We start from the raw sequence: 19,288 nt of genomic DNA, 5'->3' as shown, positions 1-19,288 counted from the left end.
ATTCCAAATTGATGGGTCGCACGCAGATAGGTTGCCAGCGTCAAGGGCAACATCTGCGTTGAAAATTTGAGGCGGGGGCTTCGTGTTTCAACCCACCACACGCGCTTTTGAAGGCGCGACATTCTCCATCCCGGCGGCTTCGGCGCAGGGTCCCTTTGCGTCCGCAAAGCCTGCCGCGCGCCTGTCCGGTATGCGCGGGGCCGACATTGTCGTGGATCTCGGCGCAGATATCGGCTCGAAGCGCTGGTGGCGCGGCATGGGCACACTCGGCGCGATGCTTGGTGTTGCGGCGACCGTTGCGCTGAACCCGGCGCCGCTCGTTCAGCCCGTTCAGCCCGAACTCGCGCCCACGCAGCTTGCCGCGCTCGAGACCGTTTCCATCGCCCCGCTCGCGCAGACGTCGCAGGGCCTTGCCTTTCACCAGCCCACATCCCGCGTCACCGCGCTCGCCGAGCCGCCGGAGCGCCCGCGCATCGAAGTGACCGCACGCCTGCGCGATGTGGACAGCTTCAACGGCGCGCTGCGCCGTGCCGGCGTTTCCGCAGCGGATATCGCCAACGTGTCGCTGCTCGTTGCCGGCCATACGGACGTGAAATCGCTGAAGCCCGGCGCCACGATCGACCTCGTGCTCGGCCGCCGCAGCGACAAGTCGCAGCCGCGCCCGCTCGAATCACTCGCCTTCCGTGCCGCGTTCGACCTGCGCCTTGAAGTGAACCGCAGCCAGGCCGGTGACCTGATCGTGACGCGCGACGAGATCGCGGTCGACGACAGCCCGCTCGTCGTTGCAGGTGATGTCGGCGGTAGCCTCTACCAGTCCGCGCGCGCCTTCGGCCTGCCGAGCCGCGTCGTCGCGAGCTACATCAAGGCGCTGAGCCCCAAGGTGAACTTCCAGCGGGACGTCAGCTCGCGCGACAGCTTCCAGATGGTCGTCGAGCACCGCCGTGCCGAAACCGGCGAGACCGAGACGGGCAACCTCATTTATGCGAAGCTCGGCGGCAAGCGCGATGTCGAGCTGCTGCGCTGGGTCCACAACGGCCGCACCAAGTTCTTCCTCGCCGACGGCTCCTCGGCCGTCGAGGGCATGATCAAGTCGCCGGTGGCGGGCGCGCGTTTCAGCTCCGGCTTCGGCACGCGCTTCCACCCGATCCTGAAGCGTGCGCGGATGCACGCGGGCGTCGATTTCGCGGCGCGTAGCGGCACGCCGGTGATGTCCACCGCGCCGGGCACGGTGATCTTCGCGGGCCGCAACGGCGGCTACGGCAACCAAGTGCAGGTGCGCCACGCGAACGGCATCGTCACCACCTACAGCCACCTTTCGCGCATTGCATCGCGCAGCGGCCAGCGCGTCGGCGCGGGCGACGTGATCGGCAATGTCGGCTCCACCGGCCTTTCGACCGGCCCGCACCTCCACTACGAAGTCCACGTCGCCGGTCGCCCCGTGAACCCGCGCTCCGCCAAGCTGCCGATTCAGGAACAGCTGGAAGGCCAGGAACTCGCCCGCTTCAAGGCCGAGCTGCAGCGTATGCGGCAGATGAAGCCGATCGCGGTAAGCCACGACGCGTAAAGGCCCGTAGCCTTTACAGTTCCAACCGCATGAAGACCGTTCCCGCGACGGGCGTCTCGTAATATGCCTCGGCCTGCGTGAACCCATGGCGGCGATAAAGCTGCTGAGCGGCGTGCATCGTGGGCACTGTATCCAGCCATAGCTCCCGATAGCCTCGCAGGCGGGCCGTTTCGATAAGGCGATCAAGAAGCGCCCTGCCGACGCCAGTGCCCCGCGCTTCCGGACGAACGAAGAGGCGCTTCATTTCACACGCACCATCCCACGGCATCGCGCGCAGCGCCGCACAGGCGAGAGGATGCCTGTCCGCCGTTGCCGCGAGGAGCAGCTCACCGCCAGGCGGCGCGTACTTGCCGGGCAGACCGGCGAGTTCGGCTTCGAAATCCTGATAGGAGAGATCGACATCGAGCGATGCCTCATACTCACGAAACAGCAGCCGGATGGCCTCAAGCGCGCCGAGCGTACGCACGAGTTCGACAAGGATTGTGCCCATCACAGCATAAAGCGGAAAACGTGGTGGGCTTCGCTCACCGCGACCAGCGCGCGAAGATCGCCGTGGGCAGCAGCAGCCCCCGCGCTTCCTCGCGGATCGTCATTTCACCCGCCTGCACGCTGCCGCCAAGCGGGCGCGTGACCTCTTCGGTGACGTTCGCGATGGCGATAGCGGAAAGGCGTACGGCATAGGCCGTGAGCACGAGGAACTTCGAGCCTTCGTCTAGGAGCGCTGCGCACGCCGCCATCAGTGCGGCGAGCTTTTCATCGAGCTCCCACACCTCGCCCTTCGGCCCGCGGCCGTATTTGGGCGGATCGAGAATGATGCCGGCGTAGCGACGTCCGCGACGTACCTCCCGTTCCACGAACTTGAGCGCGTCGTCGATGATCCAGCGAATGGGAGCGTCACCGAGGCCCGAGAGCTTCTGGTTTTCGACCGCTGCGCTGACCGCCTTTTTCGACGCATCGACATGCGTGACGCGCGCGCCCTTCGCCGCCATCACGAGGCTGGCAACGCCGGTGTAGCCGAAGAGGTTGAGCACTTCGTCGCCCGGAGCGATGTGGCTTTCGATCCAATCCCACTGGGGCGCCATGTCCGGAAAGAAGGCGAGGTGGCGGAACGGCGTGTTCGAGGCCCAGAACTTGACGTTGCCGCGCGAAAGCGGCCAGCTGGGCGGGACTTTCGGTGAAAGCGTCCAACGTCCGCCGCCGTCTGCATCCGATCCGCCGACGAACTCGCCGTCGGCACGCCAATCGGGAGTAGCTGGCGCCCACATCGCCTGCGGTTCCGGGCGGATGAAACGCCATGGGCCATAACGTTCAAGCTTGCGGCCATGACCGCTGTCGACGAGGCCGAAATCGGCCCACGGATCGGTGACGAGCGTTTCGAGTGCCATCAGGCCGCGAGCGCTTTCTCGGCAGCTCCCACAGAGGCGCGCGCCGACGCCCCGGCAAGCATCGAATGCCCCGCGGCGCGGGCGGCCTCCAGCGTCACGGCATCGATTTCGGCGACAACCTCTGCAGGCTCGACGAGGCGGCCACAGAGCGCGAGCTGCCGCGCTACATAGCTCGCCTGCCCCTCGGTGCTTTCAAGGCTCATGAGCAGCCCGGCCTTCACGAGCGCACGGGCGCGTTCCAGCTCGGCGGGCTGAAGGCTTGTCACGGCGCCGGCAAGCTCATCACGCACGAGCGCCATCGCCGCTGCTGCCTCGCGCCGTTCCGTGGCTAGGTAAATGTAAAACAGCCCGGCATCGTCGAAGGACTGCAGCGCAGCGTAGATGCTGTATGCAAGGCCCCGCTCCTCGCGCACTGACTGGAACAGGCGCGAGGACATGCCGCCGCCCACGGCCTCCGCGAACAGTCGCGCGGCGAAATAATCGGGCGCGAGCGCACGCGGCGCGGCGAAACCGAGCGCGAGATGCGCCTGCTCGAAGGGGCGCGGGTCCGCCGAAAGCCCGCCGACGAAAGTCGCGGGCTCGGGAAGCGTGGGCTCGGCGTGGACGAGATCGCCGAAGCGCACGGCGGCGAGATCGACGAGCATGTCGTGATCGACCTTGCCCGCCGCGACCAGGATCAGCCCGGCCGGCCGGTAGCGCTGCTGCCAGCCGATGAGATCGGCGCGCGTGATGCCGCCCACGCTCGCCTCGTCGCCGAGGATCGAGCGGCCGAGCGGCTGGCCGGGAAAGGCGACCGACTGCAGATTATCGAAAATAATGTCGCCCGGCGTGTCGCGCGCCTCGCCGAGCTCCTGAAGCACCACGCGCTTTTCGCGCTCGATTTCCTCATCGTCGAAATGCGGCAGGCGCACGAGATCGGCAATGATGCCGGTGCCGAGCGCGAGATCTTCCGCCAGCAGGCGTGCGGAGAATACGGTGGTCTCGCGGCTCGTCGCGGCATTGAGCTCGCCGCCGACATCCTCGATCGCTTCGGCGATGGCGCGTGCACTGCGCCCGCCCGCGCCCTTGAAGACCATGTGCTCGAAGAGGTGCGCGAGGCCGTTTTCGCGCGTGCGCTCGTGGCGCGACCCGATGTCCGCGAACAGGCCCACCGACACCGTCTCGACGCTCGGCATCTCGCGCGTCGCCACGCGAAGCCCGTTCGCGAGGATCGAGAGGCGCATCATCTGGGCGTAGCCCTCGCCGTGACGAAATCGCGGACGGCGGCATAATTGCCGGGGAGCGACGTGAAGCTCTCCTCGCGGTCGAAAAGGCCCGAGAGGCGCGCAGGCAGCACGGGTCGCACGCCGGTCGCGCGCTCCACGGCATCGCGGAACTTCGCGGGGTGCGCGGTTGCGAGCGTGACGACGGGGATGGCGGGATCGAGATCAACCGCACGCGCGGCGGCAAGGCCGATCGCCGTGTGCGGATCGATGATGTTGCCGGCCTTTTCAGACGCCCAGCGCAGCGTGAGCGCCATCTCGTCCTCGTCCACGCGGCAGCTGGTGAAATGCTCGGCGGCGCGCGCGCGCATGTCGGCGGGGATTTCGAGCACTTTCGAGGCGTCGAACGCGTGCATCATCGCGGTGAGCTTCCCGCCGTCGCGGCCTGCAAGATCGAACAGCAGGCGCTCGAAATTGCTCGACACCTGAATGTCCATCGAGGGCGCCGCGGTGGGGGTGACCGTGCCGGCGGAATAATCTCCGGCGGAGAGCGCGCGGTGCAGGATGTCGTTGATGTTGGTCGCAACGATCAACCGCGCGACGGGCAACCCCATGCGCGCCGCGACATAGCCAGCGAACACGTCACCGAAATTGCCCGTCGGCACCGAGAAGGCAACCTCGCGGTGCGGTGCGCCGAGGCGGACGGCAGCGTAGAAATAATAGACGACCTGCGCCATCAGACGCGCCCAGTTGATCGAATTGACCGCGCTGATCTCGAAGCGGCTTGTGACATCCGTGTCGCCGAACATGCGCTTCACCATCGCCTGCGCGTCGTCGAATGTGCCGGAAATCGCTATGTTGTGGATGTTGGGCGCCATCACAGTGGTCATTTGGCAGCGCTGGACGTCGCTGACGCGGCCTTCCGGGTGCAGCATGAACACGTCGACATGCTCGCGGCCCGCCAGCGCCTGGATCGCGGCAGAGCCGGTGTCGCCCGAGGTGGCGCCTACGATCGTGAGATGACGGCCGGCGTCCTTCAGGAAATGCTCGAACAGCAGGCCGAGGAACTGCAGTGCGACATCCTTGAACGCCAGCGTCGGGCCGTGGAAAAGCTCGAGCAGGAAGTGCCGCGCATCGAGCTGCACGAGCGGCGTCACCGCGGCGTGATCGAAACTCGCATAGGCTTCATCGATCAGGCGCTTCAGGTCCGCAGCCGCGATCGAATCGCCGGTGAAGCGGCGGAAGATCGCGAAGGCCGTGTCGGCATAGCTGAGGCCGGAGAGCGCGGCGATCTCGTCCTTCGACAGGACCGGCCATTCCTCCGGCACGTAAAGGCCGCCGTCCGACGCGAGACCGGCGAGCGTGACGCCCCGAAAATCGAGTGCGGGTGCTCCCCCGCGCGTGCTGATGTACCGCATAACCGCGCGGACTTATCGGGAAGCGGAGGGCATCGCAACATATAGCGCACAATCCGACGCTATTCCCGATCTTCATGGGCCGGAAAACAGAAAATATGGGCACGCGCCGGACCGCGGCTTTCATACACGACCAGAGAGAGGAGAGTGGATGTGACACGCGGCAGACCCGGAATGTGCATCGTGAACCCGGCGTTGGTGGCGGAGATCGCGCCGCTTACCGGATCGCAGAGCGAGATCATGCGCCGCGCGGGCATCAGCTGGAACAGCTGGATCAAGGTCTCCGCGGGCCTCCCCATCCGGGTTTCGGTCGGTCGTCGCCTTAAGGCACGGATTCTCCCGCGCGCGCACGAGAGCGAGGGCCTACGCCGCCGATTTCCAGCGGAAACAACCGACGGCATCGACCACGCGGCGCTCGATGCAGCATTCCTGCGCCCGGTCGCGCCCGCGGTTTCGACAGACGTGACGGCGCTTCCGCCGATCCGCTCGATCCGGCGCGCCCGGCAATTGCTGGTCGGGCGCTACCCGGCCGCAGTATACGGCGGCGTCGCGCTTTCCTGACCGGGAACTTTCCGCCCCTTCCGGGATTGTGCCCCCGGAGAGACACATGGGCGACCGCTACCCGGACGGCATCACGCAAACGCATGTCACGCATCGTGGGCTGCGATGCGCCAATCCGCTATCTCTCCTCGTTCTCTCTGCCCTCATGCTGGTCGCGTTTTCGGGCGCACTCGGCGGCTTTCCAAATCCGTCGCAGAGCGTGGTAGGTCCGAAAGCACGGCTGACGCTGGAAGCCCCAGGAATTGCGCGCAGCGGCATGGTCTTCGAGATGCGGATGCGCATCGACGCCGCGCGCGCTATCCCGCGGCCCGTGATTGCGATCTCCCCAAGCTACTGGCATGAGCTGACGATCAATACGATGATGCCTGCGGCCGATGAAAATTACGGACGCGGCGGTTACCGCTTCGAATACGCGCCGCTGGCGGCAGGTGACACGCTCTTCATCAAGGTGGACGGGCAGGTCAATCCGGCGCTCTTCGGCGGCACGACTGGCCGTATCACGCTCTACGATGGAGAGACGCCGCTCGCCGCGCTGCCCACACGGCTAGAGGTGCGTCCCTGATGGATATCGTACTTCGCGCCTCGGCCGTTTTCGTCATCCTCTATTTGCTGCTGCGCCTGCTCGGAAAGCGGGAGCTCGGCCAGTTGACCCCTTTCGAGTTGCTGGTGATGATCGTGATGGGCGATCTCATCCAGCAAGGTGTGACGCACAACGATTTTAGTCTGACGGGCGCACTGCTCGCGGTCGCCACTTTCGGTTTTCTGGCGCTGCTCCTCAGCTGGATTACCTATCTGTCTCCCGCGATGGAATGTCTGCTCGACGGCAAACCGCGCGTCGTCATACGGGACGGCACGATCATCGCCGAGAATCTGCGGCGGGATCGGGTGACGCGCGCTGAGCTGGAATCAGAAATGCGCCTCGCGGGAATCGCTTCGTTGAAGGATGTGGCGTGGGCGATCATCGAGCCGCAGGGCAAAATCAGCTTTATCAAATCCGACGGCGGAACTTTGGTTCAGAAGGACCACAACGATCCGATTTAAGGTTCGAAGCGAATCTCGACGGGCGCCGTGCCTGCGATTTCCGCGACGAGCGTTTCACCCGGCAGGATCGGACCGACACCGGCGGGCGTGCCGGTGAAGATGAGGTCGCCGGGGGCGAGAGCGACATAAGAGGAGAGCTTGGAAATCACCTCGGCGACGTTCCAGATCATCTGCGAGAGGTCGCCGTTCTGCCGGAGGTCGCCGTTCACGCGGAGCGTGATCGCGCCCGCGGTGGGCGGTGCGCCTGGCGTCAGCGCGCCGACAGGCGCGGAGGCATCGAAGCCCTTCGCCATGTCCCATGGGCGACCCTTCGCCTTCGCATCCGCCTGCAGATCGCGGCGGGTGAGATCGATTCCGGCGGCGTGGCCGAAAATCATCGCGCCAGCATCCGCAACGGCGACATCGCTGCCGCCCGCTCCGAGCGCGACGACGAGTTCGACCTCGTGGTGGAGATTGTTCGTTTGGATCGGGAACGGCAGCGTCGCACCGCTTTCGACTACCGCATCGGCGGGCTTAGAGAAGAAGAAGGGCTGCTCGCGATCCGGGCTCCCGCCCATCTCACGCGCGTGATCCGCATAGTTCTGCCCGACGCAAAAAATGCGCCGCACGGGAAAGCGCTGCGTCGTGCCGGCAATCGCGATCGTGGGCACCTCGACCTTCGGTAAAGCCATCATTTCCCCCGTCTCAGCCGCGACACGTAAACCGCATAGATGATGCCCAGCGTGGCCGCGAAAGCGAACCACTGCACGGCATAGGCCATGTGGTTGTTGGGTATATCTTCGGGCGACGGCGGCGCGCTCGGCACCAACGGCGCGGGCGCAGCTTCGGAGACGAGCGTGTAGCGCGGCCCGGCCCCGCCCGTGCGGACGAGCGTGCCGGTAACGGCGAACGCGCCCTTGGGCGGCCACGGCGCGGCCAGCTTCGTCCAGCCATCGGGGCGATCGGACCAGCCAGCATCGACAAAGATCGGCTGCGCCGCGGCGCTGCACAGCAGGAGCATCGAAAAACCGACCTGCCCGGCCGCGTTCTTGCCGCTGCGGCCCTTCACGGATGGATCGGGGCAATCCGCCATTAGGCGGACGCGGCGAAATTCCAGATCATCGGAAAGACGGGCGGTTTCGAGAACCGGCAGCTTCGCCTGCGCGTCCAGCCGCACGAGCAGATCGGCCTTCCAGCCCGCGCGGTGCAACTGCCAGAAACCGAGGCCGATCATCACCGGCACCATCACGGTGACCATCAATGTCGGCAGAAGCGGCAGGCGCATCAGGCGTCCGGCTTGTCGCTAAGCCGGCCTTCCGCGGCCTCGTTCCGGAATTCGAGCGCGAGAAGGATCGCCTTGCCGACGCGCAGGCCCCACACGGTGAGTACGACGAGGATCGGCGGCCAGAGCAGCGCGTGGACCCACCACGGTGGATGCACGCCGAATTCCAGCCACATGGCGAGGCCGACAACGAGGAAGCCGAGCAGGAAGATCAGGAACGCGGCTGGCCCATCGCCGACATTGAAGCCGGCGATATCGAGCCCGCACGCCGGACAGCGATCCGTGAATTCCAGGAGATTGCGATAGAGCCTGCCCTTGCCGCAGCGCGGGCAACAGCCCTTAAGCGCGGCCCGAACCGGGTCGACAGCGCCGACGCCGTCCGGGCCCGAAGCCATTAGTGACCCGCGACGACAGCCGCGCCGAAATCACTGCCCCAGACGTAGATCGCCACAAAGAGGAACAGCCACACGACGTCGACGAAGTGCCAGTACCACGCGGCCGCTTCGAAACCGAAGTGCTGCTTCGGCGTGAAGTCGCCCTTGTAGGTGCGAATAAGGCAGACGATCAGGAAGATCGTGCCGACGATGACGTGGAAGCCGTGGAAGCCAGTCGCCATGTAGAAGGTGGCGCCGTAGATGTTGCCCGCCATGCCGAAGGCGGCGTGGCTGTATTCATACGCCTGCACGCACGAGAAGATGAAGCCGAGGATGACGGTGAGCCAGAGGCCCTTCTTCAGCCCTTCGCGGTCGCCGTGGATCAGCGCATGGTGCGCCCACGTGACCGTGGTGCCCGAGAGCAGCAGGATGAGCGTGTTGAGCAGCGGATAGACGAAGGGATCGAGCACCTCGATACCGTGCGGCGGCCAGACGCCGCCGACCGCCTCGCCCGTGTCCGGATAGAGCGCGGCGTCGAAATAGGCCCAGAACCACGCAACGAAGAACATCACTTCAGACGCGATGAACAGGATCATGCCGTAGCGGTGATGCAGCTGCACGACCGGCGTGTGATCGCCCGTGTTCGCTTCGCGGATCACATCCGACCACCAGCTGTAGAAGGTGAACAGCACAAAGGCGAAGCCAAGGAAGAAGACCCAGCCGCCCCACGCCTGCTCATGCATCCAGCCCACGCCGCCGGCTGCCATCGTAAGCGCCGAGAAAGCACCGATGAGCGGCCACGGGCTCGGCGGCAGGATGTGGAAGTCGTGGTTCTTGGCACCGGCCATGGTCTTACCCCTGTGTTCCGTCGGCCGCCTTTACGGCCGTATTGGCTGCTGTCTTATTCGTCTCTTCTTCCTGTGGGAAGAAGGTATAGCTGAGCGTAATCTCATCGATCCGGCGGGCGCTCTGGTCGTCCAGAATCGCCGGGTCGATGTAGTAGCTGACCGGCATGTCCACCGTCTCGCCGGGCTGCAGCGTCTGCTGATCGAAGCAGAAGCAGTGGATCTTCATGAAGTAGCCGCCGGCGGTATCGGGCGAGACATTGTAGGTCGCCATGCCGGTGATCGGTTTGTCGGTGAGATTGGTCGCCTGATAGAAGGCCATCTTGCGCTCGCCGATGCGGATCGTCGCCTGGGTTTGCACGGGTTTGAAAGTCCAGGCGAGGCCGGGTGCGACATTCGCGTCGAAGCGTACTTTGATGACCTTGTCGACCACCTTCGGCGCGGCATCTTCATCCACGCGTATCGTGGCGCCGCCGAAACCGGTGACCTGGCAGAACAGGCGATAGAGCGGCACGCTCGCATAAGCGAGGCCGAGCATCGCGACTGCGACGCCCCCGGCGATGAGGCCGGTGCGACGGATACCGCGCTCGCCGTTCATCCCATCCTCGCGATCGTGATGGCGTAGAACAGCACGGCGAGCCCGATGAGCACCGCGCCGAGTGCGAAATTGCGGCTCTTCCGCTTTTTCTGAAGGTCGTCGTCCGCCATGATCAAGCCAGCAGCCAGCGATCGGCGACAAGCGCGCCGAACATGACGAAGAGATAAAGGACGGAAAAGGCGAAGAGACGGCGTTCCGGCCGCATCGCGGCGGGATCGGTCGCGTCATTGCGGAACACCGCGATCGCAAGCGCCATGAACACTGCGCCGAGGACAGCCGCCGTCACGCCGTAGATCGCACCGGTGAGGCGCATCGCCCACGGCACGAGGCTGACACCGATGAGGAGCGGCGTGTAGGCGAGTATCTGGTTGCGCGTTACGCGCGCGCCGTGCGTGACGGGCAGCATCGGCACGCCCGCGTTCGCATAGTCGCCGCGCACGAAGAGCGCGAGGCTCCAGAAATGCGGGGGCGTCCAGAGGAAGATGAGCGCGAAGAGGAGAACGGGGAGCGCGGTCACATCACCCGTGACGGCCGCCCAGCCGATCACCGGCGGGAAGGCGCCGGCCGCGCCGCCGATGACGATGTTCTGCGGCGTGCGGCGCTTCAGCCAGACCGTGTAAACAAACACGTAGAACAGAATCGAAATGGTGAGGAGCGCGGCGGCGGCAAGGTTCACGGCCAGCGCCATCACCGCGACAGCGCCGATGGCAAGGCTGACGGCGAAGCCGAAGGCCGAAGCCGGATCGATGCGCCCAGCCGGGATCGGACGGTTCGCCGTACGCTTCATTCGCGCGTCGAGATCAGCCTCGTACCACATGTTGAGCGCGCCCGAGGCACCAGCCGCGACGGCGATGCAGAGCACCGCCGTGAAGCCGATCACCGGGTGGATATGGCCGGGCGCCGCCAACAGCCCGCAAAGCCCGGTGAAGACGACAAGCGTCATCACGCGCGGCTTCAAGAGCGCGAAATAGTCGCGCCAGTCAGCGAAGTCGCTGACCGGCGTGACGGAAACTGCGGGTACGCTGGCCACCAGTGTGCCTTACTTGATTTCCGGCAGCGTTTCGAACTGGTGGAACGGCGGCGGCGAGGACAGCGTCCACTCGAGCGTCGTTGCACCTTCACCCCACGGATTATCGGCAGCCTTCTTGCCGCCAATCAGCGAGATGATGATGTTCACGAAGAAGAACACCATGCCGACGGCCATGATCACGTAACCGAGCGACGCGATGTGGTTCCAGTAGGCGAACGCATCCGGATAATCCGGGTAGCGGCGCGGCATGCCGTCCTGACCCAGGAAGTGCATCGGGAAGAACAGCACGTTCACACCGATGAAGAAGACCCAGAAGTGCAGCTTGCCAAGGAACTCGTTGTACATCCGGCCCGACATCTTCGGGAACCAGTAGTAGAAGCCCGCGAACAGCGCGAACACGGCACCGAGCGAGAGCACGTAGTGGAAGTGCGCCACGACGTAGTAGGTGTCGTGCATGATCGTGTCGACGCCGGCGTTCGAGAGCACAACGCCCGTGACGCCGCCGAGCGTGAACATGATGATGAAGCCGATCGCCCACAGCATCGGGGTTTCGAAGCTGATCGAGCCGCCCCACATCGTGGCGATCCACGAGAAGATCTTGATGCCGGTGGGCACCGCGATGATCATCGTCGCAGCCGTGAAGTAGAGCTTCACGTTCACGTCGAGGCCGACCGTGTACATGTGGTGCGCCCACACGATGAAGCCGATGAAGCCGATCGCGACCATCGCATAGGCCATGCCGAGATAGCCGAAGGCCGGCTTGCGGCTGAACGTCGATACGACCTGGCTGACGATGCCGAAGCCCGGCAGGATCATGATGTACACTTCGGGGTGACCGAAGAACCAGAACAGGTGCTGGTAGAGTACGGGATCGCCGCCGCCGGCCGGATCGAAGAACGTCGTGCCGAAGTTGCGGTCCGTCAGCATCATGGTGATCGCGCCGGCGAGAACCGGGAGCGAGAGCAGCAGCAGCCACGCGGTGACCAGCACCGACCATACGAACAGCGGCATCTTGTGCAGGGTCATGCCCGGCGCGCGCATATTGAAGATGGTGGTGATGAAGTTGATGGCGCCGAGGATCGACGACGCGCCCGCGAGGTGCAGAGAGAAAATCGCAAGGTCGACCGCCGGCCCCGGATGACCGCTCGTCGACAGGGTCGGATAGACCGTCCAGCCCGTGCCCGCGCCCTTGAAGCCCGCCGGACCTTCGACGAACATCGAGGCAAGCAGCAGCAGGAAGGCGGGGATGATCAGCCAGAACGAAATGTTGTTCATGCGCGGGAACGCCATGTCCGGTGCGCCGATCATGATCGGCACGAACCAGTTGCCGAAGCCGCCGATCATCGCGGGCATGACCATGAAGAACACCATGATGAGGCCGTGCGCGGTGATGAACGCATTCCACATGTGATACGCCGCGTCGACGTTGCCGCCGACCCAGCCCGGCAGATACTGCATACCCGGTTCTGCGAGTTCGAGGCGCATAACGCCCGAGATCGCGCCGCCGATGATACCCGCAACGATCGCGAAGATCAGGTAGAGCGTCCCGATGTCCTTGTGGTTCGTGGACAGGAACCAGCGAGCGAAGAAGCCCGGCGTATGGTGATCGTCATGATGCGCGTGGGCATGATCGCCGTGAGCGTCGTAGTGGGCGGCAGTGGTCTCGGCCATGAGTGTCGTTCCTACCCGAACTTGATCTTAAAGCGTTTCAGCGGCAGCGGCAGGCGCCGCTTCCGGTGCAGCGGGGGCGGCGGCGGCATCAGCCGCAGGCGCGGCAGCCGCGACCTCGACGCCGGCATCGGCCTGGCGCGCGGCGACCCAGGCATCGAACTTGTCCTTCGACACGACTTCGACCGCGATCGGCATGAAACCGTGCTTGGTGCCGCAAAGCTCCGAGCACTGGCCGTAGTAGAGGCCTTCGCGATCGGTCTTGAACCAGGTTTCGTTCACGCGGCCCGGAACGGCATCCATCTTCACCCAGAAGGCCGGAACCGCCCAGCTGTGAATCACGTCCGACGCGGTCAGCAGCACCTTCACGACGGCGCCGGCGGGAACGACGATGCGGTTGTCGACAGCCAAAAGCTTCGGTTCGCCAGCCTTTTCAGCATCTTCAGGCGAAAGCATAATGGAATCGAAACCGAAACCGCCCTGGTCCGGATATTCATAGCTCCAGTACCACTGGTGACCGGTCGCCTTGATCGTGAGATCGGCCTTGGGCGGATCGTACTGCGACGCGAGCAGCTTGAACGAGGGGATCGCGATGCCGACGAGCACGAGCACGGGCACCAGCGTCCACACCACCTCGATCAGCACATTGTGCGTCGTTTTCGAAGGGACGGGATTCGCACTGCGACGAAAGCGGATCATCGACCAGATCAGCAGCGCGAAGACGAAGGCGGTGATGACACCCATGATGAGCAGCAGCGCGCTGTTGAAATCCGAACCGCGCTGACCGAGCTCGGTCACCTGCGGCTGGATGTGCCAGCCGCCCTGCGGCTGACCGACCGTTGCATCGGGCGCCGTGCCCATGTTCGCCAGATTGACGGCGGGCGCCGCCGTTTCCGCGACCGGAGCAGCCGCAGCTTGCTCGGCCGTGGCGGCGGCCGGAGCCGACGCGTCCTGCGCCTGTGCCTGAACGGCGCCGAACGTCAGCGCCGCAGCAACCGCCAATGCCTTGAATCCGCGCATCAAACCCCCACTTGTTCACATACGGACGGTCGGCGCGCGAACGCACCGACGGAATCGATTTGGCGCGCCTTATAGATGCGCCCGGATTCGTGAACAAGCGATAGCTTGCCGCACCCGGCGCTTTCCGGCGAAGCGCGGCGCCCGTTCACCCTGCATCCTTGAAGCGGGGCGGGCGCTTTCGAAGCTGCGCATCCATCGCCTCGCCGAGATCCGCGCCCGGCAGAAACGCCGAATTCCAGATCGCAACATAGTCGAGTCCCTCGGCAATGCTCTGGTCGCGGCCACGATTGAGCACCGCCTTCGTCCCCTGAATGGCGACGGGCGATTTCGACGCGATCTCCGCTGCCAGCGCCTCGCCTGCGGCAATCGCCTCATCGTGCGTGGGGAGCGCGCGGTTCAGGAAACCCTGGCGCACCGCCTCGTCCGCCATGAAGCGCCGCCCCGTATAGGCCAGCTCCCGCACCAGACCCTGCGGCAGCAGGTGCGGGATACGCTGCAGCGTGCCGACGTCGGCGACAATGCCGACATTGATCTCCTGAATGCTGAAAAAACAGTCCGCCGTGCCGATGCGGATGTCGCACGCGGTGACGAGATCGACACCGCCGCCGATGCAGCCGCCCTGCACCACCGCGATCACCGGCGCCTTGCACTGGTCGATGACCGTGAAGCTCCGCTGCATCGCCTTCACCTTGCGACGGAGCGCCAGCCGCTGCCGCGCGACCTCTCCATCCCCCGCGGCGAGCAGGTCCGCGCCAGCCCATGCGAGATCGAGTCCCGCCGTGAAGTGCCGACCGGTCGAGACGATCAGCACCGCGCGCACCGACGGATCCGCCTCAATCGCCTCGAAAACGTCGATGATCTCGGTCCAGAACGCTTCCGTCATGGTGTTCAGCGCCTCGGCCCGCGTCATCGTTACGCGCGCGATTCCGTCGTTCACGGCGAGCGACAGCGTTTGCAGTTCCATTCGGACACCTCTGCGTCTAAATCTCACCTCGTCATGACTCGCTTCACCATCAACGGCAATCCTGTCGCTTTTGACCTGCCGGCAGACACGCCGCTGCTCTGGGCCCTGCGCGACGCAATGAATCTCACGGGCACCAAGTTCGGCTGCGGCGCAGGGCTTTGCGGCGCCTGCACGGTGCACATCGACGGGCAGGCACAGCGCAGCTGCCAGGTGAATATCGGGGACATCGAAGGGACATTCGTCACAACGATCGAGGGGCTTTCGAAAGACGGCAACCACCCCGTGCAGCAGGCCTGGATCGCCGAGCAGGTGCCGCAGTGCGGCTATTGCCAGCCCGGCATGATCATGGCGGCGGCGGCGTTTCTGAAGGACACGCCGAAGCCCACCGAGGACGACATAAAAACAGGGATCACCAACCTCTGCCGCTGCGGAACGTATCCGCGCATCAAGAAGGCGATCCTGCGCGCGGCGGGGACGCCGAAAGAGGGATAAGGTCGATCGCCTTCAACCCTGATGAGCCTGCCCACATTTTCCGGAACATTCCGGGATGATTTTGCCATAATTCAAGCCTAGCAAGACGACATTCCGCGAGATTTCGGGGGTTGCCCATGCGCGACATCCTGCCCGTTCCGTTCACGCCGAAGCTCTTCACCGTGCTTCGCGAGGGGTACGGCATTGCGCAGCTGCGCACCGATGCGCTCGCCGGGCTTACCGTCGCCATCGTCGCGCTGCCGCTTGCCATGGCGCTCGGCATCGCGAGCGGCGCCTCGCCTGACAAGGGGCTGGTGACGGCGGTGGTCGCCGGGTTCCTGATTTCGGCGCTCGGCGGCTCGCGCACGCAGATCGGCGGGCCGACGGGCGCGTTTGTCGTCGTCGTGTTCAACATCATCGCCGAGCACGGCTATGACGGGCTGGTGCTTGCGACACTGATGGCGGGCGCGATCCTGCTTGTTGCGGGCTACGCGCGGCTCGGCAGCCTCATCAAGTTCATTCCGCACCCCGTCGTCACCGGTTTCACGGCCGGGATCGCCGTCATCATTGCGGCAACGCAGGTGAAGGATTTCCTTGGCCTGCGCATGGCGGCGGTGCCCGCCGACTTCCTGCCCAAGCTCGCCGCCTATGCCGACGCGATCGGCACCATCGATCTCGCGACGCTTGGCGTTGGCGCTGCCGCGCTCGGCATCATCATCGTGCTGCGCCGCACGGCGCCGAAAGTGCCGGGCTTCCTGGTCGCCGTGGTGGCGGCAGCGCTTGCCGTATCGCTGCTTGGCCTTCCCGTCGATACGGTGGGATCGCGCTTTCCCGATATTCCGTCCGGCCTTCCGGCGCCGCATATTCCCGCGCTCGACCTCGACAAGGTGACCTCGGTGCTTCCGGCGGCGTTCACGATCGCCTTCCTTGCGGGCATCGAGGCGCTGCTTTCCGCCGTCGTCGCCGACGGCATGACCGGCTACCGCCACCGTTCCAATCAGGAACTCGTGGGGCAGGGCGCCGCCAATCTCGCCTCGGCGCTCTTCGGCGGGCTTCCGGCAACCGGTGCCATCGCACGCACCGCGACCAACATTCGCGCCGGGGGGCGCACGCCCGTTTCGGGCATGTTCCACGCGCTGTTCCTGCTGCTGTTCATGGCCTTCGGCACGAAGCTGATGGGCTATATCCCGATGGCGGCGCTCGCGGCGATCCTGTTCATGGTGGCGTGGGGCATGAGCGAATACGAGCGGCTGCTGCGTATCCGCGCCATGCCGGGGGGCGACCGCGTCGTTCTGCTGCTGACCTTCGCGCTGACCGTGCTCGTCGATCTTACTGTTGCGATCGGTGTCGGCGTCACGCTCGCCAGCCTGATGTTCATGGAACGGATGAGCCGCACGGTCGCGGTGACGGTGCGGGAGGTGGAAACCGAGGACGCCGCGCAGCGGGACGACCTGCCGCCGGGCGTGGAGGTTTTCCGCATCACCGGGCCGTTCTTCTTCGGGGTCGCATCCGATCTCGTGGAGACGCTGCGCCGCATGGGCCAGCCGCCGCGCGTGATCATCCTGCGGCTGCGCGAGGTGCCGCTGCTCGACGCAAGCGGCGTTGAAGGCATAAAGGAGTTCGTGGCGATGGCGCACAGGCACGGTGCGGCTGTGATCTTTTCGAACGTGCAGCCCGAGCCCGCGCAGGTGCTGCGCCGCAACGGCCTTGGCCCCCGCAGCGGCAAGGTGCGCTTCGCGCCAGATTATGCTGCCGCGCTCGCGATGGCCTCAGCCGAGCACACGGAGCCGAGCTAAAGCCGCCTCCGCCTCGGAAAGCGTGCGCGCGACGATTTCTGCGCAGCTGAGAATCGCATCGACCCCGCCGCCGCCCTGCCCCGCCGCGAGGCACTGGGTGTTCGGATCAACATCCAGGATGCCGGCGACCGGCCCCAGCCGATTCGCCTGCGCCGACTCCATCGCCTGCAGCGGAAAGGGCTTCAACTCTTCTGGGTGCCTGTCGAAATGATCGGTCGTCTCGTTGGCGATCGCGCGCAGCGTCTTGCCGGTGAAACCGCGGCTGATCGTGGTGGACGTGTCGTGCATGGCGACGATCGCATCCTTGTAGGCTTGGCCCGCGTGCGCCTCGTGGCTGGCGATGAAGCGCGTGCCCATCCACACTCCCTGGCAACCGAACGCGAGGGCCGCTGCGAGCCCGCGCCCGTCATAAAGTCCGCCCGCGGCGATCACCGGCACATCGACGGCATCGACGCATTGCGGCCAAAGCGCCGCGCTTGCCACCTTTCCCGTGTGTCCGCCGCCCTCCGTGCCCTGAGCGATCACCGCGTCGCAGCCTGCCGCCGCCGCCTTCACGGCATGGCCGACCGTGCCGCACATCGACATGACGACGATGCCCGCCGCCTTCAGCTGCGCGAGGATCGGCGTCGGTACGCCGAGCCCCGCAATGAACGCCTTCGCGCCTTCCGCAATGATGACGTCCACGCTCGCAGTGAGCGTTTCGGGCTGCGCGGCGAGGAGATCGACACCGAAGGGCTTGTCCGTCAAATCCCTCACGCGTTTCATCTGATCGCGAATGAACGCGGGACTGGTGCCCGCCATGCCGAGCGATCCGAAGCCGCCAGCGTTCGAAACCGCCGCGCACACCTCCGCATAGGAAACGCCGCCCATTCCGGCGAGCAGGATCGGGTGTTCGATGCCGAGCAGGTCGCAGATCGGGGTTCGAAGGGACATTCTGACCTCCCGGCTGTTTCAATTGGCCGGAGTATGCGGCGCTGTCGGCGCGGCGCGTAGCTCGCGTTCCTGATAAGCTGTAAACAGCGCAAGGAACCTTTGCCGGCCCGCGCAATTCAAACAGCCATGACGTGGGAAGACATCGCCCTGCGGCTTGGCGCCGCGACTGCGATCGGGCTGGCGTTCGGCTTCGACCGGGAGATGCGCGGGCACGAGGCGGGACTGCGTACGCACGCGCTTGTTGCTCTCAGCTCTGCGATGATCGTGATTTCGGCGCTGATGCTGTTCGAAGCGCATCGCGGGGAGAACGCGCAGCCCGATCCGCTGCGTGCGATCGAAGGCCTCGCCCAGGCTGTCGGCTTCATCGCCGCCGGACTGATCTTCGTGCGCGGCGACAAGGTGAAGAATTTGACGACGGCGGCCAACATCTGGCTTTGCGCGGCTGTCGGCATCGCGTGCGGCGCCGGGCAGGTGCCGCTCGTGGTGATCGGCACACTGCTCGGGCTCACGGTGCTTGTGGTGCTGCGTATCCTTTACCGGGTCACGCCGAACGCGGAGGACTGATTATTCGGCGGCGATCGCCTCGCCGTAGCCGATCATCGCCTTCGTTTCGAGGAACTCGCCGAATGCATGATCGCCCCATTCGCGCCCGTTTCCGGACTGCTTGTAGCCGCCGAACGGTGCCATCAGGTCGCTGCCCGCGCCATTGATGATGACCTGGCCGGCACGAAGCTGCGACGCGATCTCGCGGGCCTTCTCGATATCCGTCGACTGCACGTAGGCGGCGAGCCCATAGACGGTGTCGTTGCCCTCTTCGATCGCGCGGTCGAGGCTGTCGTAGCCGAGGATCGAGATCACCGGCCCGAAGATTTCCTCGCGCGCAATCGTCATGTCGTTGGTGACGTTCGCGAACACGGTGGGCTTCACGTAATAGCCGGTTTCCAGCCCCTCGGGCTTGCCGGTGCCACCCGCGACGAGTTCGGCGCCTTCATCGATGCCCTTCTGGATCAGGCCCTGGATCTTGGTCCACTGCAGCTCGGAAACGACAGGCCCCATGCGCGCGTTGCCGTTCGGATCGCCCGGCGCCCACGCGTCGGCAGTCGCCTTCGCCACCGTTTTCGCCTCGTCCATGCGCCCGGCGGGCACGAACATGCGCGTCG

Annotated in this window: 22 protein-coding genes (1 of these 22 running past the window's edge); 7 read left to right on the top strand and 15 right to left on the bottom strand. The window is 65.4% G+C overall.

Going from position 1 to position 19,288, the window contains the following annotated elements; translation table 11 throughout:
- Window positions 1-82: 82 nt before the first annotated feature.
- The gene (locus DFR51_RS00575; RefSeq protein WP_126494547.1) at window positions 83-1,564 is read left to right on the top strand and encodes a M23 family metallopeptidase; all 1,482 of its coding nucleotides are present in this window, start codon (window positions 83-85) and stop codon (window positions 1,562-1,564) included.
- 13 nt (window positions 1,565-1,577) lie between these two features.
- Here the strand turns inward: DFR51_RS00575 and DFR51_RS00570 are convergent, their stop codons facing one another.
- From DFR51_RS00570 to thrC, 4 genes are read right to left on the bottom strand one after another with little or no spacing between them, the layout of a single operon-like run.
- Window positions 1,578-2,054, bottom strand: coding sequence for a GNAT family N-acetyltransferase (locus DFR51_RS00570; RefSeq protein ID WP_121047119.1), 477 nt, complete (start codon window positions 2,052-2,054; stop codon window positions 1,578-1,580).
- A 34-nt stretch (window positions 2,055-2,088) separates the two neighbouring features.
- The gene (locus tag DFR51_RS00565; RefSeq protein WP_121047118.1) at window positions 2,089-2,949 is read right to left on the bottom strand and encodes an RsmD family RNA methyltransferase; all 861 of its coding nucleotides are present in this window, start codon (window positions 2,947-2,949) and stop codon (window positions 2,089-2,091) included.
- Window positions 2,949-4,175, bottom strand: a complete 1,227-nt coding sequence (locus DFR51_RS00560) for a M16 family metallopeptidase (RefSeq protein WP_121047117.1) — start codon at window positions 4,173-4,175, stop codon at window positions 2,949-2,951. The genes DFR51_RS00565 and DFR51_RS00560 overlap by 1 nt, the downstream gene beginning before the upstream one ends.
- Window positions 4,172-5,569, bottom strand: a complete 1,398-nt coding sequence (gene thrC, locus DFR51_RS00555; RefSeq protein WP_121047116.1) for a threonine synthase — start codon at window positions 5,567-5,569, stop codon at window positions 4,172-4,174. Before thrC ends, DFR51_RS00560 begins: the two co-directional genes overlap by 4 nt.
- A 150-nt stretch (window positions 5,570-5,719) precedes the next feature.
- Between thrC and DFR51_RS00550 the strand changes: the two genes are divergently transcribed.
- From DFR51_RS00550 to DFR51_RS00540, 3 genes are read left to right on the top strand one after another with little or no spacing between them, the layout of a single operon-like run.
- Entirely contained in the window at window positions 5,720-6,127 is a 408-nt protein-coding gene (locus DFR51_RS00550; protein ID WP_126494545.1) for a hypothetical protein, read from the top strand.
- A 46-nt stretch (window positions 6,128-6,173) separates the two neighbouring features.
- A complete protein-coding gene (locus tag DFR51_RS00545; RefSeq protein WP_121047114.1) occupies window positions 6,174-6,689 on the top strand; it encodes a hypothetical protein in 516 nt (171 codons plus the stop codon).
- Window positions 6,689-7,168 carry a DUF421 domain-containing protein gene (locus DFR51_RS00540; RefSeq protein ID WP_121047113.1) on the top strand — a complete coding sequence of 160 codons (480 nt, stop codon included), beginning with the start codon at window positions 6,689-6,691 and terminating at the stop codon, window positions 7,166-7,168. The genes DFR51_RS00545 and DFR51_RS00540 overlap by 1 nt, the downstream gene beginning before the upstream one ends.
- On the opposite strand, the gene DFR51_RS00535 is transcribed toward DFR51_RS00540, so the two are convergent.
- From DFR51_RS00535 to DFR51_RS00495, 9 genes are all read right to left on the bottom strand, one after another.
- Window positions 7,165-7,842, bottom strand: coding sequence for a fumarylacetoacetate hydrolase family protein (locus DFR51_RS00535; protein WP_121047112.1), 678 nt, complete (start codon window positions 7,840-7,842; stop codon window positions 7,165-7,167). The two genes, DFR51_RS00540 and DFR51_RS00535, sit on opposite strands and share 4 nt — an antisense overlap.
- On the bottom strand, window positions 7,839-8,432 hold the full coding sequence (locus DFR51_RS00530) for an SURF1 family protein (protein ID WP_121047111.1): 594 nt from the start codon (window positions 8,430-8,432) through the stop codon (window positions 7,839-7,841). The genes DFR51_RS00535 and DFR51_RS00530 overlap by 4 nt, the downstream gene beginning before the upstream one ends.
- Complete coding sequence (locus DFR51_RS00525) at window positions 8,432-8,824, bottom strand: DUF983 domain-containing protein (RefSeq protein WP_121047110.1); 393 nt, start codon at window positions 8,822-8,824, stop codon at window positions 8,432-8,434. Before DFR51_RS00525 ends, DFR51_RS00530 begins: the two co-directional genes overlap by 1 nt.
- Window positions 8,824-9,651: a cytochrome c oxidase subunit 3 gene (locus DFR51_RS00520; protein WP_121047109.1), complete on the bottom strand. Its 828-nt coding sequence runs from the start codon at window positions 9,649-9,651 to the stop codon at window positions 8,824-8,826. Before DFR51_RS00520 ends, DFR51_RS00525 begins: the two co-directional genes overlap by 1 nt.
- 4 nt (window positions 9,652-9,655) lie before the next feature.
- Window positions 9,656-10,246, bottom strand: coding sequence for a cytochrome c oxidase assembly protein (locus tag DFR51_RS00515; RefSeq protein ID WP_121047108.1), 591 nt, complete (start codon window positions 10,244-10,246; stop codon window positions 9,656-9,658).
- A 112-nt stretch (window positions 10,247-10,358) separates the two neighbouring features.
- Window positions 10,359-11,276: a heme o synthase gene (locus DFR51_RS00510; protein WP_243445561.1), complete on the bottom strand. Its 918-nt coding sequence runs from the start codon at window positions 11,274-11,276 to the stop codon at window positions 10,359-10,361.
- A gap of 9 nt (window positions 11,277-11,285) precedes the next feature.
- Window positions 11,286-12,947: a cytochrome c oxidase subunit I gene (gene ctaD / locus DFR51_RS00505; protein WP_121047106.1), complete on the bottom strand. Its 1,662-nt coding sequence runs from the start codon at window positions 12,945-12,947 to the stop codon at window positions 11,286-11,288.
- A gap of 27 nt (window positions 12,948-12,974) precedes the next feature.
- Window positions 12,975-13,964, bottom strand: a complete 990-nt coding sequence (gene coxB, locus DFR51_RS00500) for a cytochrome c oxidase subunit II (RefSeq protein ID WP_121049520.1) — start codon at window positions 13,962-13,964, stop codon at window positions 12,975-12,977.
- Between the two features lie 145 nt (window positions 13,965-14,109).
- The gene (locus DFR51_RS00495) at window positions 14,110-14,928 is read right to left on the bottom strand and encodes a crotonase/enoyl-CoA hydratase family protein (protein WP_121047105.1); all 819 of its coding nucleotides are present in this window, start codon (window positions 14,926-14,928) and stop codon (window positions 14,110-14,112) included.
- Between the two features lie 33 nt (window positions 14,929-14,961).
- On the opposite strand from DFR51_RS00495, the gene DFR51_RS00490 reads away from it, so the two are divergent.
- Both DFR51_RS00490 and DFR51_RS00485 read left to right on the top strand, forming a co-directional pair.
- On the top strand, window positions 14,962-15,420 hold the full coding sequence (locus tag DFR51_RS00490; RefSeq protein WP_121047104.1) for a (2Fe-2S)-binding protein: 459 nt from the start codon (window positions 14,962-14,964) through the stop codon (window positions 15,418-15,420).
- Between the two features lie 116 nt (window positions 15,421-15,536).
- Window positions 15,537-17,195, top strand: a complete 1,659-nt coding sequence (locus tag DFR51_RS00485; RefSeq protein WP_121047103.1) for a SulP family inorganic anion transporter — start codon at window positions 15,537-15,539, stop codon at window positions 17,193-17,195.
- Here the strand turns inward: DFR51_RS00485 and DFR51_RS00480 are convergent.
- Window positions 17,169-18,128, bottom strand: coding sequence for an NAD(P)H-dependent flavin oxidoreductase (locus DFR51_RS00480; RefSeq protein WP_121047102.1), 960 nt, complete (start codon window positions 18,126-18,128; stop codon window positions 17,169-17,171). The two genes, DFR51_RS00485 and DFR51_RS00480, sit on opposite strands and share 27 nt — an antisense overlap.
- 126 nt (window positions 18,129-18,254) lie before the next feature.
- Here DFR51_RS00480 and DFR51_RS00475 point away from each other — a divergent pair, with 126 nt between their 5' ends.
- Window positions 18,255-18,692, top strand: a complete 438-nt coding sequence (locus tag DFR51_RS00475) for an MgtC/SapB family protein (protein WP_121047101.1) — start codon at window positions 18,255-18,257, stop codon at window positions 18,690-18,692.
- Here DFR51_RS00475 and DFR51_RS00470 read toward each other — a convergent pair whose 3' ends face one another.
- Window positions 18,693-19,288: the 3' end of an aldehyde dehydrogenase family protein gene (locus DFR51_RS00470; RefSeq protein ID WP_121047100.1), read on the bottom strand. 847 nt of this gene lie beyond the right edge of the window; only the last 596 of its 1,443 coding nucleotides appear in the window; the start codon falls outside the window, past its right edge; it ends in the stop codon at window positions 18,693-18,695.

This window comes from Sphingosinicella microcystinivorans (genome assembly GCF_003634215.1).
GTDB lineage: Bacteria > Pseudomonadota > Alphaproteobacteria > Sphingomonadales > Sphingomonadaceae > Sphingosinicella > Sphingosinicella microcystinivorans.
This window is presented reverse-complemented; position numbering and strand designations above follow the sequence as displayed.

What these genes read in the sequence shown, in the direction of transcription:
- coxB (WP_121049520.1), bottom strand. Translation starts at nt 13,964, where the DNA reads ATGCGCGGATTCAAGGCATTGGCGGTTGCTGCGGCGCTGACGTTCGGC.
- DFR51_RS00540 (WP_121047113.1), top strand. Translation starts at nt 6,689, where the DNA reads ATGGATATCGTACTTCGCGCCTCGGCCGTTTTCGTCATCCTCTATTTG.
- DFR51_RS00530 (WP_121047111.1), bottom strand. Translation starts at nt 8,432, where the DNA reads ATGCGCCTGCCGCTTCTGCCGACATTGATGGTCACCGTGATGGTGCCG.
- DFR51_RS00475 (WP_121047101.1), top strand. Translation starts at nt 18,255, where the DNA reads ATGACGTGGGAAGACATCGCCCTGCGGCTTGGCGCCGCGACTGCGATC.
- DFR51_RS00520 (WP_121047109.1), bottom strand. Translation starts at nt 9,651, where the DNA reads ATGGCCGGTGCCAAGAACCACGACTTCCACATCCTGCCGCCGAGCCCG.
- DFR51_RS00485 (WP_121047103.1), top strand. Translation starts at nt 15,537, where the DNA reads ATGCGCGACATCCTGCCCGTTCCGTTCACGCCGAAGCTCTTCACCGTG.
- ctaD (WP_121047106.1), bottom strand. Translation starts at nt 12,947, where the DNA reads ATGGCCGAGACCACTGCCGCCCACTACGACGCTCACGGCGATCATGCC.
- DFR51_RS00545 (WP_121047114.1), top strand. Translation starts at nt 6,174, where the DNA reads ATGGGCGACCGCTACCCGGACGGCATCACGCAAACGCATGTCACGCAT.
- DFR51_RS00480 (WP_121047102.1), bottom strand. Translation starts at nt 18,128, where the DNA reads ATGTCCCTTCGAACCCCGATCTGCGACCTGCTCGGCATCGAACACCCG.
- thrC (WP_121047116.1), bottom strand. Translation starts at nt 5,569, where the DNA reads ATGCGGTACATCAGCACGCGCGGGGGAGCACCCGCACTCGATTTTCGG.
- DFR51_RS00525 (WP_121047110.1), bottom strand. Translation starts at nt 8,824, where the DNA reads ATGGCTTCGGGCCCGGACGGCGTCGGCGCTGTCGACCCGGTTCGGGCC.
- DFR51_RS00565 (WP_121047118.1), bottom strand. Translation starts at nt 2,949, where the DNA reads ATGGCACTCGAAACGCTCGTCACCGATCCGTGGGCCGATTTCGGCCTC.
- DFR51_RS00515 (WP_121047108.1), bottom strand. Translation starts at nt 10,246, where the DNA reads ATGAACGGCGAGCGCGGTATCCGTCGCACCGGCCTCATCGCCGGGGGC.
- DFR51_RS00495 (WP_121047105.1), bottom strand. Translation starts at nt 14,928, where the DNA reads ATGGAACTGCAAACGCTGTCGCTCGCCGTGAACGACGGAATCGCGCGC.
- DFR51_RS00535 (WP_121047112.1), bottom strand. Translation starts at nt 7,842, where the DNA reads ATGATGGCTTTACCGAAGGTCGAGGTGCCCACGATCGCGATTGCCGGC.
- DFR51_RS00560 (WP_121047117.1), bottom strand. Translation starts at nt 4,175, where the DNA reads ATGATGCGCCTCTCGATCCTCGCGAACGGGCTTCGCGTGGCGACGCGC.
- DFR51_RS00490 (WP_121047104.1), top strand. Translation starts at nt 14,962, where the DNA reads ATGACTCGCTTCACCATCAACGGCAATCCTGTCGCTTTTGACCTGCCG.
- DFR51_RS00570 (WP_121047119.1), bottom strand. Translation starts at nt 2,054, where the DNA reads ATGGGCACAATCCTTGTCGAACTCGTGCGTACGCTCGGCGCGCTTGAG.